14 protein-coding genes are annotated in these 15,520 nt (G+C 71.2%); 9 read left to right on the forward strand and 5 right to left on the reverse strand.

What is annotated here, in order from left to right:
* Positions 1–23: 23 nt before the first annotated feature.
* From ACFVS8_RS05265 to ACFVS8_RS05290, 6 genes are all read left to right on the forward strand, one after another.
* On the forward strand, positions 24–413 hold the full coding sequence (locus ACFVS8_RS05265) for a DMT family transporter (protein WP_387058509.1): 390 nt from the start codon (positions 24–26) through the stop codon (positions 411–413).
* A complete protein-coding gene (locus ACFVS8_RS05270) occupies positions 410–742 on the forward strand; it encodes a DMT family transporter (protein WP_387058512.1) in 333 nt (110 codons plus the stop codon). Before ACFVS8_RS05265 ends, ACFVS8_RS05270 begins: the two co-directional genes overlap by 4 nt.
* 111 nt (positions 743–853) lie before the next feature.
* Positions 854–1,336 carry a hypothetical protein gene (locus ACFVS8_RS05275; RefSeq protein ID WP_387058515.1) on the forward strand — a complete coding sequence of 161 codons (483 nt, stop codon included), beginning with the start codon at positions 854–856 and terminating at the stop codon, positions 1,334–1,336.
* Between the two features lie 81 nt (positions 1,337–1,417).
* Complete coding sequence (locus ACFVS8_RS05280) at positions 1,418–2,401, forward strand: Gfo/Idh/MocA family protein (protein ID WP_387058518.1); 984 nt, start codon at positions 1,418–1,420, stop codon at positions 2,399–2,401.
* 136 nt (positions 2,402–2,537) lie between these two features.
* Positions 2,538–4,415: a D-alanyl-D-alanine carboxypeptidase gene (locus tag ACFVS8_RS05285; RefSeq protein ID WP_387058521.1), complete on the forward strand. Its 1,878-nt coding sequence runs from the start codon at positions 2,538–2,540 to the stop codon at positions 4,413–4,415.
* Positions 4,416–4,536: 121 nt separating this feature from the next.
* Positions 4,537–5,133, forward strand: a complete 597-nt coding sequence (locus tag ACFVS8_RS05290) for an isochorismatase family protein (protein ID WP_387058523.1) — start codon at positions 4,537–4,539, stop codon at positions 5,131–5,133.
* 48 nt (positions 5,134–5,181) lie between these two features.
* On the opposite strand, the gene ACFVS8_RS05295 is transcribed toward ACFVS8_RS05290, so the two are convergent.
* Positions 5,182–6,153 (reverse strand): helix-turn-helix domain-containing protein, encoded by a 972-nt coding sequence (locus ACFVS8_RS05295; RefSeq protein WP_387058526.1) that lies wholly within the window; start codon positions 6,151–6,153, stop codon positions 5,182–5,184.
* A 205-nt stretch (positions 6,154–6,358) separates the two neighbouring features.
* Here ACFVS8_RS05295 and ACFVS8_RS05300 point away from each other — a divergent pair, with 205 nt between their 5' ends.
* The gene (locus tag ACFVS8_RS05300; protein WP_387058529.1) at positions 6,359–7,894 is read left to right on the forward strand and encodes an APC family permease; all 1,536 of its coding nucleotides are present in this window, start codon (positions 6,359–6,361) and stop codon (positions 7,892–7,894) included.
* Between the two features lie 45 nt (positions 7,895–7,939).
* Here ACFVS8_RS05300 and ACFVS8_RS05305 read toward each other — a convergent pair whose 3' ends face one another.
* Entirely contained in the window at positions 7,940–8,545 is a 606-nt protein-coding gene (locus ACFVS8_RS05305; RefSeq protein ID WP_387058532.1) for a hypothetical protein, read from the reverse strand.
* 74 nt (positions 8,546–8,619) lie between these two features.
* Between ACFVS8_RS05305 and ACFVS8_RS05310 the strand changes: the two genes are divergently transcribed.
* Positions 8,620–10,689 carry a primary-amine oxidase gene (locus tag ACFVS8_RS05310; RefSeq protein ID WP_387058534.1) on the forward strand — a complete coding sequence of 690 codons (2,070 nt, stop codon included), beginning with the start codon at positions 8,620–8,622 and terminating at the stop codon, positions 10,687–10,689.
* A 185-nt stretch (positions 10,690–10,874) separates the two neighbouring features.
* Here the strand turns inward: ACFVS8_RS05310 and ACFVS8_RS05315 are convergent, their stop codons facing one another.
* A complete protein-coding gene (locus ACFVS8_RS05315) occupies positions 10,875–11,462 on the reverse strand; it encodes a TetR/AcrR family transcriptional regulator (protein ID WP_387058536.1) in 588 nt (195 codons plus the stop codon).
* A 142-nt stretch (positions 11,463–11,604) separates the two neighbouring features.
* Positions 11,605–13,038: an aldehyde dehydrogenase family protein gene (locus ACFVS8_RS05320; RefSeq protein WP_387058539.1), complete on the reverse strand. Its 1,434-nt coding sequence runs from the start codon at positions 13,036–13,038 to the stop codon at positions 11,605–11,607.
* A gap of 281 nt (positions 13,039–13,319) precedes the next feature.
* On the opposite strand from ACFVS8_RS05320, the gene ACFVS8_RS05325 reads away from it, so the two are divergent.
* Entirely contained in the window at positions 13,320–14,264 is a 945-nt protein-coding gene (locus tag ACFVS8_RS05325; RefSeq protein ID WP_387058542.1) for a type IV toxin-antitoxin system AbiEi family antitoxin domain-containing protein, read from the forward strand.
* A 101-nt stretch (positions 14,265–14,365) separates the two neighbouring features.
* On the opposite strand, the gene hpaD is transcribed toward ACFVS8_RS05325, so the two are convergent.
* A complete protein-coding gene (gene hpaD, locus ACFVS8_RS05330) occupies positions 14,366–15,508 on the reverse strand; it encodes a 3,4-dihydroxyphenylacetate 2,3-dioxygenase (RefSeq protein WP_387058545.1) in 1,143 nt (380 codons plus the stop codon).
* Positions 15,509–15,520 lie beyond the last annotated feature (12 nt).

The raw sequence follows: 15,520 nt of genomic DNA on the forward strand, positions 1-15,520 counted from the left end.
GCGCCACCGGAGAAGGAGGTCGGATGCCACGGGCAGGCGCTTGGGCGGTCCTCGCCGCGACCATCCTGCTCGAGGTGACGGCGACGCTCAGCCTCGACGCCGCGAAGCGGCATCCGTGGCTCTACGCGGTCGTGGTCGTCGGGTACGCCGGATCTTTCCTGCTGCTCTCGCAGGTGCTGCGCATGGGCGTGCCGCTCGGCGTGGCCTACGGCATCTGGGGTGCGACGGGCGTCGCCCTGACGGCGGTGCTCGCGTGGGCGCTGTTCGGCGACCCGCTCACGCCGACCATGCTCGTGGGCATCGGCCTCGTCGCGGCGGGCGTGCTGCTGGTCGAGCTCGGGTCGCAGCAGGCCGCGCGGCGCGCCGAGGCATCCGCCCCTGCAGCCGCGCCCGCGGGTGAGGAGCGCGCATGAGCTGGGTGCTGCTGGCGTTCGCGATCCTGAGCGAGGTCGGTGCGACGCTGTCGCTGCGCATGGCCACTCATGCCACGCGACGGCGCCGGCTCTGGATCGTCCCGATCGTCGTCGGCTACCTGTCGTCGTTCGTGCTGCTCGCGGCGACGCTCGCGCAGGGCATGCAGGTCGGGGTCGCCTACGGCGTGTGGACCGCGGTCGGCGTCGTGCTCACCGCGCTCGCCGGCAGGCTGCTCTTCCGCGAGCAGTTCACATGGGTCATGGGCGCGGGTGTCGCGCTCATCGTCGGCGGCGTGCTGCTCATCGAACTCGGCACTCCGGGGCACTGATCCGAGCACCGCTCGTCACGATCGAGGGCGAGCGGATGCCTCGGGCGGCCGCCCGGCGAACGTGCCCGCCCGCGTTCCAGCCCGCGACGATCGTTGCCTAGGATCGTGGTCATGCAGAAACGAGCGGCGAGGATCGCCGCGACGACGATCGTGGCGGCACTGGCCCTCGGCACGGTCGCCTTCGTCGCGCCTGCCGTCATCGGCGGTCAGGAACCGCCGGCCGCCGCGCAGCCGACGCCGACCGCGGTCACCGTCGACCTGACCGCCATCCCGTACACGAACGGACTCGCGACCGAGCAGGAGGCCGAGGCGGCGGTCGCCGAACGGGCTCGCATCGAGGCCGAGGCGGCCGAGGCTGCGCGACTCGCCGCCGAAGCCGCCGCCGCACAGGCCGCGGCCGATGAGGCGGCCCGGCTCGCGGCGGAGCAACTCGCGGCGGAGCAGCTCGCAGCCGAGCAAGCCGCCTGGGAGGAGTCCGCGTACGAGGAGACCGAACCCGCGCCGCCCGTGGCTGATCCGTGCATCGTCATCGTCGATGCCGAGGGCAACTACTACCCCTGCGGGTGTCGCGATCTCAGCTGCTCGTATCGCTGATCGGGCGACAGCGGAGATGCATTGCCGACGCCCGAGGCATCCGCTGTCCGGCCGTCGGCGCGCGTCGCTAGGCTGGCACGCATGACGGAACGACTGCGCTGGGGCATTCTCGCGACGGGCGGCATCGCCCACTCCTTCACCAACGACCTGAAGCTGAACGGGTTCACCGTGCAGGCGGTCGGGTCGCGCTCGCAGGCGGGCGCCGACGCGTTCGCGGCGGAGTTCGGCATCCCGAACGCGCACGGCAGCTACGAGGCGCTCGTCGCCGATCCCGAGGTCGACGTGATCTACGTCTCGACGCCGCACCCCGTGCACGCCGAGAACGCCAGGCTCGTGCTCGAGGCCGGCAAGCACGTGCTCGTCGAGAAGCCGTTCGCCCTCAACGCGGCGGAGGCGCGCGAGATCGCCGACCTCGCCGCCGAGCGGGGCCTGCTCGCGCTCGAGGCCATGTGGACCCGCTACCTGCCGCACATGGTGCGCCTGCGTGAGATCATCGCCGCCGGCACGCTCGGCGAGGTGCGCACGCTCATCGCCGACCACACGCAGAAGCTCTCCGACGACCCCGGGCACCGCATCAACTCGCTCGAGCTCGGCGGCGGGGCGCTGCTCGACCTCGGCATCTACCCGGTGTCGTTCGCGTGGGATCTCTTCGGCGCGCCCGTGACCGTGCAGAGCACCGCGACGTTCAAGAGCACCGGCGCCGACGCGCAGATCGCGACCGTGTTCGGCTACGACGGAGGTCGAGTGGCGTCGAGCCTCTCGGCGAGCGACACCCGCGGCCCGAACACGGCGACCGTGCTCGGCACCGAGGCCCGCATCGACATCGACGCGGTCTGGTACACGCCGACCACCTTCCGCGTGGTGTCGCACGACGGCACGGTGCTCGAGTCGTACGCATCCGAGGTCGTCGGGCGCGGCATGCACTTCCAGGCCGAGGCGGTCGAGCGGCTGGTCGCGGCCGGCACACTCGGCGGCGACCTGCTCACGATCGACGAGACCGTCGCGATCATGGGCACGCTCGACCTCATCCGCGAGCAGATCGGGCTGCGCTACCCGGGCGAGTGAGCGACCGGTGCGCCGTGCGATCGGTGCGCGCCGGGCTGGTGATCCCGGCCTCCCGGCGCCGGCCGGTCGTCGGTCATTCAGGGGATTTTCGGGCTGTGATCAGGGTTCGGTCTGGTGCGGCGCGTAGGCTGCCCGGATGACCGACGAGACGGATGCCACGGGCGAGCCCGATTCCGTCGGCGACCTCTCGGGTCTCGACGAGCCGAACGAACGACCCGCCGAACCCGCCGGCACCGAGTCGATCGAGGTCCCGGATGCCGCGGCCGACCCCGGCTCGGACGTCGATGCCGGTGCCGGATCGGAGCCTGCGATCGACCCCGTGTCGGAGTCCGTGCCCGACTCCGAACAGCTGACCGAGCTCCTCGACGCCGCGGACGCGAACGGCGATACGACGGGCGATGCGGGCGAGCAGACCGAGCTCCTCGACCGGCCCGAGCATCCGACCGAGCTCCTCGTGGCCGCAGGTGCCGGGGCCGATTCGTCCGCTCCGCACGACGGCGACGCCACGGTATCCGTGACCGCACCGGCATCCGTCGCCGCGGCATCCGCCGCCACTGCGGCATCCGTCACCGCACCAGCCGGCCGTGGCGCGTCGGTGCGGGTGTTCGCAAGGAAGCACAAGCGCGCCCTCTCGGTGACCGCGGGCATCGTGGCGTTCGCCCTGCTCGGGGCGGGCGCGGTGTTCGCCGGCGCGAGCCTGGGCCCCCGGAGCGCGACGCCGGTCGCACTCGTGACCGAGACGCCGACCCCGACGCCGACCGAGGAGCCGGGCCGACCGGTGCCGGCCGCACTCGCGGCGCCGAGCGCGATCGACACCAAGATCCGCACCTGCTCGGTCGCAGATCGCGCCGCCGACCCGCGCCTGGCGAACCTGCAGGCGCAGGTGCGCAACGCCGCCACCGGCGAAGTGCTCTACGACCGCGGCGGCGACACCCCGTCGCGCACGGCGAGCGTCATGAAGGTGCTCACCTCGGCGGCGGCCCTCGACGTGCTCGGCCCCGACTACCGCACCACGACGACGGTCCTGAAGGGCGCGGAGCCCGGATCCGCCGTGCTCGTCGGCGGGGGCGACGTGACGCTCTCGCGCACCCCGAGCGGCACCGAGACCGTGTACCCGGGCGCCGCGCACCTCGACGACCTCGCCGCGCAGGTGCAGGCCGCGTGGGCGGCCGACCCGTCGAACCCGCCGCTCACGAAGCTGATCCTCGACGCGGGCTACTTCGGCGGCGACGAGTACCAGGCCAGCTGGGACACCGTCGAGCGCGATGACGGCTACATGTCGAACATCACGGCCCTGCAGGTCGACGGCGACCGCGACGACCCGTCGGCGAACACCTCGTGGCGCAGCACCGACCCGATCGGCCGCGCGGGCCAGGCGTTCGCCGACCAGCTCGGCGGCATCGCGGTGATCGAGCGCGGCACGGCGCCCGCCGGCGCGCAGCAGCTCGGCGCGGTGCAGTCGCCCACGGTCGCGCAGCTCGTCGACAAGGCGCTCGTCGTCTCCGACAACACCGTCGCCGAGATGCTCGCCCGCCTCGTCGCGATCCAGACCGGCTCGGGCAACACGTTCGACGCGATCAACGCCGGCGTGCTGCAGGGGCTGTCGTCGTACGGCATCGACACGACCGGCATCCACGTCGTCGATGGCTCGGGCCTGAGCGACGACAACGCCGTGCCGCCGTCGTACCTCACGCAGCTGTTCATCAAGATCAACGCCCGTGAGGGCAACCTCGGCGTGCTCATGGACGGGCTGCCCGTGTCGGGCGAGCGCGGCTCGCTCTCGTACAGCGACCGGTTCGCGGGCGACAACTCCGTCGCGGCGGGCGCGGTGTCGGCCAAGACCGGCTGGATCAACAGCGGCTACACGCTCTCCGGAGTGATCCGCGCGCAGGACGGCTCGACGCTCACGTTCGCGATCTACGCGCTCGGCGACGTCACCGACGAGGCCAAGCAGGCCATCGACACGCTCACCACCGGGTTCTTCCTCTGCGGCGACGACCTCTCGAACGCCTAGCCGCGGCGCGGTCGGCGGACGCACGACGCCCGCCCAGCGGCATCCGGATGCCGCGTCGTGACGGTGCCGGAAGCACGACGGTGCTGGAAGAATGGGACCATCCGACCGGCAGGAGTGAGCCATGACCCGGGCCCTGTTCATCATCGACGTGCAGAACGACTTCACCGAGGGCGGCGCGCTCGGCGTCGACGGGGGAGCGGCCGTCGCGGCCGGCATCACCCGGCACCTCGAGGCGCACCGCGACGACTACGCGCTCGTCGTGGCATCCCGCGACTGGCACTCGGCCGAGAACGACAACGGCGGGCACTTCGCGACCGACGCCGAGCCCGACTTCGTCGACACATGGCCGGCGCACTGCGTCGCCGGCACCGACGGCGCCGAATACCACCCGGCGCTCGCCGTCGACGAGATCGACGTGCACATCCGCAAGGGGCAGGGCGTGCCCGCCTACTCGATCTTCGAGGGCACGGATGACGCGGGCGCGACCATTGGCGAGGTGCTCACCGCGCACGGGGTCACCGACGTCGACGTCGTGGGCATCGCCACCGACTACTGCGTGCGCGCCTCGGCGCTGGACGCCCTCGAGCACGGTCAGCACGTGCGCGTGCTCACCTCGCTCGTCGCGGGCGTCGCGGCGGAGTCGTCGGCCGCCGCGCTCGCCGAGCTCGGGCACGCGGGGGCCGAGATCGTCGACTCGGGCGCATCAGAGCCCGCCTGAATTCCCGGCAGTCCGACGCAACGGGGTCGACCTCGGCCGCGCCGTGCCTCAGGCGGCGATCGTCCGTGCGCGGAAGGCGCTCGGCGGTTCGCCGAACTCGGCGCGGAACGCACGGCTGAAGTGCGCGGCATCCGCGAAGCCCCACTTGGTGGCGACCTGGCCGATCGGACGATGCGCGGTCAGCGGATCGGCGAGTTCACGTCGGCAGCGATCGAGCCGGCGTGACCTGATGAACGTCGAGACCGTGAGCCCCTCCTCGTGGAAGAGCGCGTGCAGGTGTCTCGTCGAGATGAACGAGGCCGCCGCGATGCTGCCGGGTGCGAGGTCGGGGTCGCCGAGATGCGCGTCGATATAGGCCTGCACGCGTCGGAGCATCGCGCGGTGCGGTCGGTCGGCATCGCGCACGATGTCGAGCTCGCGCGCGTAGAGCGTGGCGACGAGGTCGACCGCGTTGCGGGCGAGGCGGCCGCCGATCGGTCCGTCGAGCTGCGTCAGGTCGCCCGCGAGCTCGCCGAGGAATCGGGTCACGACGCGCGCGAGTCCGTCGCCGCCGTCGATCGTGGCGGCCGTCATGCCGCGAACCGCGTCGGTGGGCAGTTCGAGCACGCGGTGGGGCACCATGAGCACGAGCGTGCTGAAGCCCTCCTCGAACACGAGCGTGTAGGGCGAGTCGGTGTCGTACACCGTGAGGTCGCCGGGGCGCAGCACCGCCTCGCGGTCGTCCTGGATGAGCAGGCCGGTGCCCGCCAGCTGCAGGCCCACCTTGAAGCAGCGGTGGCTCGACCTGGCGACGAGCTCGGGGGTGCGGTGGATCTCGTGGCCGTCGGCCGTGACGACCGAGAGGTGCACGTCGTCGTGGGTCGAGGCGCGGATCTCGCCGCGGAACGAGTCCTGATGGTCGGAGCGCACCTGCAGCGGCACGAACGACCGGGAGACGAGCGAGCTGAACTCGCCGAAGCCGAGCGGCAGGGCCGCAGTGTCGAGCGGAGCGGAGCGCACCGGTTCGCGGAGCACGGGCATGCACCTCATCTCTGGGGGAACGGACGTCGACGTCCGAGTGGGGAGACTCTACGCCTGTTGAGGCAAATTCGACAGCGCGAGACTGCGTTCGGGGTCAACCGCCCTACGCTCTGCGACAAGGCGCAGCGGCGCCGCACGGGAATCATGAGGCGCACCCGGGCGATGCCGCCGTGGCTCGCTCCCGTCGGATAAGGAACCCCCAGCCATGACCGCAACGACGACCTCCCCGCCGCAGCAGAGCGGCGGCCTCGGCCGACGCCGCCTCGGCGTGCCATCCGTCACCCTGATGATCATCGCGGCCTCCGCACCGCTCACGGTGGTCGCGGGCGGCGTCACCACGACCTTCGCCGTCACCGGCGTGATCGGCGTGCCGATCGGGTTCATCGTGCTCGCGGCCGCGCTCGCCGTGTTCGCCGTCGGCTACGCCGCCATGAGCCGGTACGTGACCAACGCCGGCGCGTTCTACGCCTACATCGCCCAGGGCATCGGTCGGCCGTTCGGCGTCGGCGCCTCGCTCGTGGCGCTCGTCGCCTACAACGCCATGCAGGTCGGCATCTACGGCCTGTTCGGGTTCCAGATGTCGATGTTCCTCGAGGCGAAGCTCGGCATCGCGACGCCGTGGTGGCTGTGGATCCTCGTGTGCATCGCCGTCGTGGCGGTGCTGGGCGTCAACCGCGTCGACCTGTCGGCGAAGGTGCTCGGCATCCTGGTGGCGCTCGAGTTCCTCGCGGTGCTCGTGTTCGACATCGTCTCGTTCGGTGTCGCGCCCGAGGGTGTGAGCACGGCCGGCCTCGAGCTCTCGAACCTGTTCGTGCCCGGCGTCGGCGCTGTGCTGTCGTTCGGCATCGCCGCCTTCATGGGCTTCGAGTCGGCCGCCATCTACGGCGAGGAGTCGAAGGACGCCAAGCGCACCGTCGCCCGCGCGACCTACGCGGCCGTGGCGATCATCGGGGTGTTCTACGCGTTCAGCGCGTGGGCGTTCACCGTCGGCATCGGCCCGTCGCAGATCGCCGAGGCGTCGGCGACCTACGGCCCCGACCTCATGTTCGTGTTCATGGGCGAGCACGCGCCCGTCATCATCAGCGACCTCATGCAGGTCTTGTTCCTCACGAGCCTGTTCGCCGCGCTGCAGTCGTTCCACAACGCGGTCGCGCGGTATCTCTACTCGCTGGGCCGTGAGGGCGTGCTGCACCGGAGCCTCGGCTCGGTCCGCGCGGTGTCGCGTGCGCCGTGGGCGGGCTCGGTCGCGCAGACGGTCATCGCGCTCGTCGTCACCCTCGGCTTCGTGTTCGCCGGCGAGGTCATGGGTCTCAAGAACGACTTCGCCCCGACCGAGTTCCTCTACCCCGTGCTCACGATGTTCACGTGGCTCACGAACACGGGCGCCATGGGCCTCGTGCTGCTCATGTGCATCATCGCGATCTCGGTCATCGGCTTCTTCCGCCGCGACCGCCGGGGGCTCGGCGTGTGGTCGACGTTCATCGCGCCGCTCGTCTCGGCCGTCGTGCTCTTCACGGTGTTCGTGCTGATCGTCGCGAACTTCAACGTGCTGCTCGGCCAGGCCGAGACGACGCCCGTCACGTTCGTGCTCCCCGCCCTGCTCATCGTTCCGGGCGTGGTCGGCGTGATCTGGGGCTTCGCGATCCGCAAGCGGAACCCCGAGCTGTACGCCCGCATCGGGCACGGCATCGAGGAGGCCGAGGCCGACATGGTCGAGGTCGAGGGGCGCCGCGGGTTCTGACCCGTGCGCGGCGACGGCGTCGGCCGCGACGGTCGCGCCGGTCGGTCACCAGCCGAACGCGACGACCGTCGCGGGTGCGGCCATGGCGGCGAGCATGAGCGACATGCCCGCCGCCATGGTGCCGTGTCGGAGCGCCGCCCGGCCCGATCTCGCGGCGCGGATCGCCACGTACGTGCCGAGCGCGACGACGGCGAGCACGGCCGTCGCCTGGAGCGGGAGCACCGGGCCGGCGTGATGCGCGGCTGTGGCGGCGAGCGCGGTGGGGGCGGCGGACGCAGCGGAAGCGGATGCGCCGGCGCCGACGCCCGTGCCGAGGCCGGCGCCCGCGCCGGCTCCGGCCATGAGCCATCCGGTCGCGATGAGGGCGAGGGCGTGGTGCAGGTCGGCGAGCGGGCGGCCGCATCGTGGCAGCGGCTCCGGCCGACGGATGTCGCGGCGGGCGCGGATGCCGACGGCGATGCCCGTCGCGACGAGCGCGACCGCCCAGCCGAGGCCCGGGAGCACGTGCGTGAACGCCGAGTCGAGCATCGCGGCGGCCATGACGACGCCGGCGACGGCGTCGAGCGCGCGCACGCGGCGGCCGGGAGCCAGCGCAGCGGCCGTTCCCGCCGTTGCCCCGAGGAGCATGACGCCGTGCGTGATCTCGACCATTCGTCTTCCGAATCTTCCCTGTTCCGGTGCGTGCGGTTATATTACTCGACAAACGTAGAGAAAAAAGGTGCAACATGACATCGACGTCCACGCTCCACTCGATCGGCCGGCGGCCCGAAGAGGTGCCGGAGCCCGTCTCGACCGACCCGCTGCGCGGTCTCGACGCGGCCGAGATCGACGCGGCCCGCGACATCCTGAACGAGTCCGGCCTCATCGGCGAGCACACCCGCTTCGTCTACCTCGGGCTCGACGAGCCGGCCAAGGCCGACGTGCTCGCGGGCGTCGAACTGCCGCGCATCGTGCGGGCGCTCGTGCTCGACCGATCGACCGGTGCGTCGGCCGACCTCCGCATCTCGGTCACCGATCGCGCGGTGCTCTCGCACGAGGCGATCGACGGCGCGAACGGTCATGTGCCGATCCTCGACGTCGAGTTCGAGGCGATCTACGACCTGCTCGCCGCCGAGCCCGAGTGGCACGACGCCCTCGCCAAGCGCGGCATCACGCACGAGCAGGTCGCCCTCGCGCCGCTCTCGGCCGGCAACTACGGCTTCGAGGCCGAGACGGGCCGCCGCGTCATCCGCGTGCTCGCCTTCATGCGCGAGCACGAGCAGGACCACTGCTGGGCGCACCCCGTCGACGGCCTCTGCGCGTACGTCGACATGATCGAGGGGCGCATGTTCGAGCTCGTCGACCACCGCGTCTACGACATCCCGGCCGAGGGCGGCAACTTCGACGACCCCGCCGTGCAGGGCGCACCGCTCGACACGCTGAAGCCCATCGAGATCAGCCAGCCGGAGGGCCCGAGCTTCACCGTCACGGGCGACGAGGTGTCCTGGGCGAACTGGCGGTTCTCGCTCGCCTTCGACGCCCGAGAGGGGCTCGTGCTGCGCCGCATCCGCTACGTCGACGCCGACCAGGGCGGCGCCGAGCGCGACATCGTCTACCGGGCGTCGATCGCCGAGATGGTGGTGCCCTACGGCGACCCGTCGCCCTCGCGGTTCTGGCAGAACTACTTCGACACCGGCGAGTACGTCTTCGGCCGCTACGCGAACTCGCTGCGCCTCGGCTGCGACTGCCTCGGCGAGATCCGCTACTTCGACGCGACCATCGCCGACGAATTCGGGCACCCGCGGGTCATCCCCGACGCGATCTGCATGCACGAGGAGGACTACGGAACCCTCTGGAAGCACACCGACATCTACACGGGCTCGAACGAGGTGCGACGCCAGCGCCGCCTCGTGATCAGCTTCTTCACCACCGTCGGCAACTACGACTACGGCTTCTACTGGTACCTGTACCTCGACGGCACGATCGAGTGCGAGGCGAAGCTCACGGGCGTGCTCTTCACCTCGGCGTTCGATGCCCGGGCGGGCGATCACGCCAGCGAGGTCGCACCCGGACTCGGGGCGCCGTACCACCAGCACCTGTTCAGCGCGCGCCTCGACATGATGGTCGACGGCCTCGCCAACGCGGTCGACGAGGTCGACGCCGCGCGCGTGCCCATGGGCGAGGGCAACGCGTACGGCAACGCATTCACGAAGCGCAGTACACGCCTGCGCACCGAGGCCGAGAGCGCCCGCGACGCCGACCCCGTGGCCGGGCGCACCTGGCACATCGTGAACACCGAGAAGCAGAACCGGCTCGGCCGACCCGTCGGCTACGAGCTCATCGCGCAGGGCTCGCCGACGCTGCTCGCCGACCCCGAATCGGTCATCGCCCGGCGCGCCGGCTTCACGCGCAAGCACCTCTGGGTCACGCGGTACGACCGAGCCGAGCGCTACCCGGCCGGCGACCTCGTCAACCAGAATCCGGGCGGCGACGGCCTGCCGCGCTACACCGAGGCCGACCGCTCCATCGACGGCGAGGACATCGTGCTCTGGCACACGTTCGGGCCGACGCACTTCCCACGCGTCGAGGACTGGCCGGTGATGCCGGTCGACACCGCGAAGTTCACGCTCAAGCCGTACGGGTTCTTCGGCCGCAACCCCACGCTGAACGTGCCGTCGTCGGTCGCGCTCGGCACGGCCGCCTGCCACACGGGCTCGGCGGCGGAGCACGAGGGGCACGCGGGTCACTCGGGGCACGAGGCCGGCGGATGCCGCTGCGAGGCCGGTTCGTGCACCTGCGCCGGTCACGGGCACTGACCCCGGGCTGACGGCTCACGAGGGCGGATGTCACGGCTGCGGCATCCGCCCTCGTCCTCGCGGTCGTGCCGGAGTCACCGCGGCCGAACGCGCGGCGTTGTGAGCTGGTCGAACAGCGCCGTCGCACTCGCTCGTCGCCCGGACGGAGCCGCCGGGTGCGGCCGAGCGGACGCGACCGGCCGTGATCAGCGCAGCAGGTCGAGGTACCCGTCGAGCATGCGCGTGAGGCGCTCGGGGTCGGCGCTGGTCGGCAGCACCACGGCGATCACCTGCACGCCATCGACCATGGTCATGAGGTGGTCGACCGCGACGGGCACGTCGACGTCGGCCCGCACCTGCCCGAGCCGCCTGGCGTCGGAGAGATGGTCGCCGAGCTCGACGCGCCACTGGTCCATCGTGCGCTCGTGCAGCGCGAGCAGGTCGGGCTCGTTGGCCGCGTACTCCCAGAACGGGATGACGATGCGCGCCTCGAGCACCCGCTCCTGGTCGAGCGGGAAGATCTGCAGCATCAGCTCGCGCAGCGCCGGGAGCCCCTCGAGATCGGCGCGCACGGCGGCGAACCGCGAGTTGGTGGCCGCGAAGACGTGCTCGAACGTCGCCCCGATCAACTCCTCCTTGTTGCGGAAGTACGGGACGAGCCCGCCGTTGGCCACGCCCGACGCCTTCGCGATCTCGCGCATGGTCGTGGCGCGGAAGCCCTTCTCGGCGATGAGCTTCCAGGTCGCGTGCACGATCTCGAGTCGACGCTCGTCGTGGTCGACGATCTTCGGCATGATCCCCTCTCGTGCCATGCGGCGGTGCGGTCTCCGACCACGATACGCGTGCGACGACGACGGGCCGGGAGCGTGATCGCCCCCGGCCCGTCGGCACCCCATCGGATCGGTGCTGTTCCCCCGATCGCCGACCCCCCCCGGGTCAGCCGTTGATGACCTGCGGCACTCCCAGTGCCTTCAGCCCTTCGACGCCGAACTCGAGCCCGTACCCCGACTGCTTGGCCCCGCCGAACGGCACCATGGGGTGGATCGTGCCGTGCGAGTTGATCCACACCGTGCCGGCCTCGATGCGCGCGGCGACCCGGCGCGCCTCGTCGCGGTCGTTCGACCACACCGAGGCCCCGAGACCGACCTCGACGTCGTTGGCGAGCGCGATCGCCTCGTCGACGTCGTGGTAGCGGATGATCGGCAGCGCGGGGCCGAACTGCTCCTCCTGCACGAGCGGGTTCGCGTTGTCGATGTCGGCGACGAGCGTGGTCGGGTAGAAGTTGCCGACCTGCGTGCGGTCGGGCTCCCCGCCGAGCAGCACCCGGGCGCCGGAATCCTTGGCCGCCTCGACGAGACGGTCGACGATGTCGAACTGCTGGCGGTTCTGCAACGGGCCGAGCACGTTGCCCTCGTCGAGTCCGACGCCCATCGACATGGCTCCGGCGACCTCGACCAGGGCCTCGCACACCGCGTCGTACACGTGGTCGTGCACGTAGAGCCGCTTGAGCGCGGCGCAGGTCTGCCCCGTGTTGATGAACGCGCCCCAGAAGAGGCCCTCGGCGATCGCCTTCGGATCGACGTCGGGCAGCACGATGCCCGCGTCGTTGCCGCCGAGCTCGAGCGTGAGTCGCTTGACGGTGTCGGCCGAGCTGCGGATGATCGCCTTGCCCGTGGCCGTCGACCCGGTGAACATGACCTTGCCGATCGCCGGGTGCGAGGCGAGTGCGGCGCCGACGTCGCGGCCGCCCGTGACGATCTCGACCACGCCCTCGGGCAGCACGCGGTTGATGACCGCGATGAGCGCCAGCACGCTGAGCGGCGTGTACTCCGAGGGCTTCACGACGACGGTGTTGCCCATGCGCAGCGCCGGGCCGACCTGCCAGACGGTGATCATCTGCGGCCAGTTCCACGGGCCGATCGCGCCGACGACGCCGATCGGGCGGTAGTGCAGCTCGGCGTGCACCTCGCCGTCGTCGAAGACGACCTCGGCCTCGAGCGGGGTCGTGGCGGCGGCGCGCAGCCATCCGGACGCCGCACCGACCTCGAAGCGCGCGTTGGGGCCGTTCAGCGGCTTTCCCTGCTCGCGCGAGAGGATGCGGGCGAGCGCCTCCGCCTCGGCGTCGATCGCGTCGGCGGCCTGCATGAGCAGCTCGATGCGGCGCTCATGACCGAGCGCGGCCCAGGCGGGCTGCGCGGCCTTCGCACGGGCGACGGCGGCCTCGAGGTCGTCGACCGAGTGCACGGGCGCCTGCCCGATCACCTCGCCGTTCGCCGGGTCGAGGATGTCGCGACGCTCGCCCTCCTGCGGCGTGATCTCGGCGAGCAGGTCGTCGTGCGTCTGCTCGAGCACGGGGGTCGGGCTGTCCATGGTTCCTCCACATCGAGTCGGGACTCCACGGTAGGCAGGGCGAGGCGCCGGGGCCTTGACCCTGCGCGCGCCGGGCTTGACCCTCCGCGCTGATCGCGTGCGGGCAACTCAGGACGCATCGGCGACCCGCCGAGCGGACTCGGCATCTCGACGGCGCGTTGCCGGTGCATCCTGAACTCCCGACGCGGGACTCGTCCTCACCACCCCCTCGCCGTCCATGCGGGCACGTTCACCGACTGGAACCCGAGCCGTGACGCTCAATTCCCGTTCACGATGTGTCGATGAGCGAGCTGCGCCGGCTGACCGGACTCACCGGCGGCGTCGCTTCCACAGCCGACCTCGTGCGGGCCGGGTTCACCGAACGCCGAATCGCCGCCGCAGTCGACCGTGGAGAGATCGAGCGGCTGCGCCGTGGGGTCTACTGCGACCCGCGCCTCGCAACCGAACTCAAGGGCGCCGTGCGCGTCGGCGGCCGGTTGACGTGCGTGTCCGCCGCGCGCTTGCACGGGCTCCGGGTGCTCAGCCCACCGTCGGACCTGCACGTCGAGGTGCCCTCGAACTCCGCGAGGCTTCGGCATCCGGCAACGGGCCTGCCGCTCAGCCTGCCGAATTCGGCGGTGCGGATGCATTGGGAGCTCGAGACCCGAACCGGGGGTGCCATCGTCTCGGTGTCGCGCTGCCTCGAGCACGTGCTGGATTGCCTGCCTGCGCTGGAAGCGCTCTGCATCCTCGACTCGGCACGCGAGCGCGTCGAGTGGCGCCCCGATCGCCCGCAGCTCCTCGAAGACGGGGCCTTCCGAGACCTGCTCGCTCGCGTGAGCATCCGTGCGCGCCTGGTCGCAGAGCGTTCGATCACCGGCAGCCAAGCAGTCGGCGAGACGGTCGCGCGCGAACGTCTCGCGGCGGCCGGAATGCCGGTGCGGGCCCAGGTGCCTCTCGTGGGCGGGTACTCCGCCGATCTGCTCATCGGTGACCGGCTCGTGTTCGAGGTCGACGGTGAGGGGCCGCATTCCGGGCCGGGGTCGTTCGACCGCGACCGCTCACGCTGGGCATGGCTGAAGAGCGTCGGGTACGTCCACCTCTCGTTCAGTCACCGGCAGGTGCTCGAATGCTGGGAGGAGGTGTTCGATGCGATCCGCATGCACGTCCGGCGTGGTGATCACTGGTGGGCGAATGGGAATCAGCCGGCGTGGCGAATTCAGGATGAACCGGTGGCACGCCGATGACTCGGGCGACCGCACAGGCGAGTCGCCGAGGCATCCTGAATTGCCAACGCGCCCTCCCAAGGGGCGAGGGGCGGGAACGGTGGAGCGCCCGCGGCCAATGCCTACAGGGTGTTGCCGAGCTTGAAGCCCTTCTCCTCGTCGCCGTGGCGCGTGTACGAGAAGCCGTCGGCTCCGATCGTGACCTCCATCTCTGAGTCGTCGGTGCGGTCGACCACGGGCTGCGGGTTGCCGTCGAGATCGAGCACGAGGGAGGCATCCGTGTACCAGGAGGGCACGACCGGGTTGCCCCACCAGTCGCGGCGCTGGTTGTCGTGCACGTCCCAGGTGACGACGGGGTTGTCGGGGTCGCCCGTGTAGTAGTCCTGCGTGTAGACCTCGACGCGGTGGCCATCGGGGTCGCGGAGGTAGAGGTAGAACGCGTTCGAGACGCCGTGGCGGCCCGGGCCGCGCTCGATCGCGTCGGAGCGGCGCAGGGCGCCGAGCTTGTCGCAGATCGCGAGGATGTTGTGCTTCTCGTGCGTGGCGAAGCAGACGTGGTGCATGCGCGGGCCGTTGCCGCCGGTCATGGCGGTGTCGTGCACGGTGGGCTTGCGGCGCATCCACGCCGCGTAGACGGTGCCCTCCTCGTCCTGGATGTCCTCCGTCACGCGGAACCCCAGGTCCTGCATGTACTTCACGGCACGCGGCACGTCGGGCGTCACCTGGTTGAAGTGGTCGAGGCGCACGAGCTCGCCGGGCACGTGCAGGTCGTAGCGCCACGACATCCGCTCGACGTGGTCGACCTGGTAGAAGAACTCGTAGGGGAATCCCAGCGGGTCTTCAACGCGCACCGAGTCGCCGATGCCCTTGGTGAAGCCGTCGGGGCGGCGTTCGACGCGGCATCCGAGCTCCGTGTAGAACGCGACCGCGAGGTCGAGGTCCTCGGGCGTGCGCACGCGGTACGAGAACGCGGCGACCGCGGCGACGGGGCCGAGGCGCAGCACGAGGTTGTGGTGGATGAACTCCTCGGTCGAGCGCAGGTAGATCGCCTCGTCGCTCTCCTCGGTGACGTAGAGGCCGAGCACGTCGACGTAGAACTCGCGCGAGGCGGCGAGATCGGTGACGACGAGCTCCATGTACGCGCAGCGCAGGATGTCGGGCGCGGGCGAGGTGGGCGTCGGCAAGGGGTTGGAGGTCTCGATCGGGGCCTCTTGGGAGACGTAGAAGCCCGACGAGGTCAGGGTCATGTCGTCGCGGTTGGTCATGTCAGCGTCCTT

The sequence above is a fragment of the Agromyces sp. NPDC058110 genome (assembly GCF_042884735.1).
In the GTDB taxonomy this organism is placed as follows: Bacteria; Actinomycetota; Actinomycetes; order Actinomycetales; family Microbacteriaceae; genus Agromyces.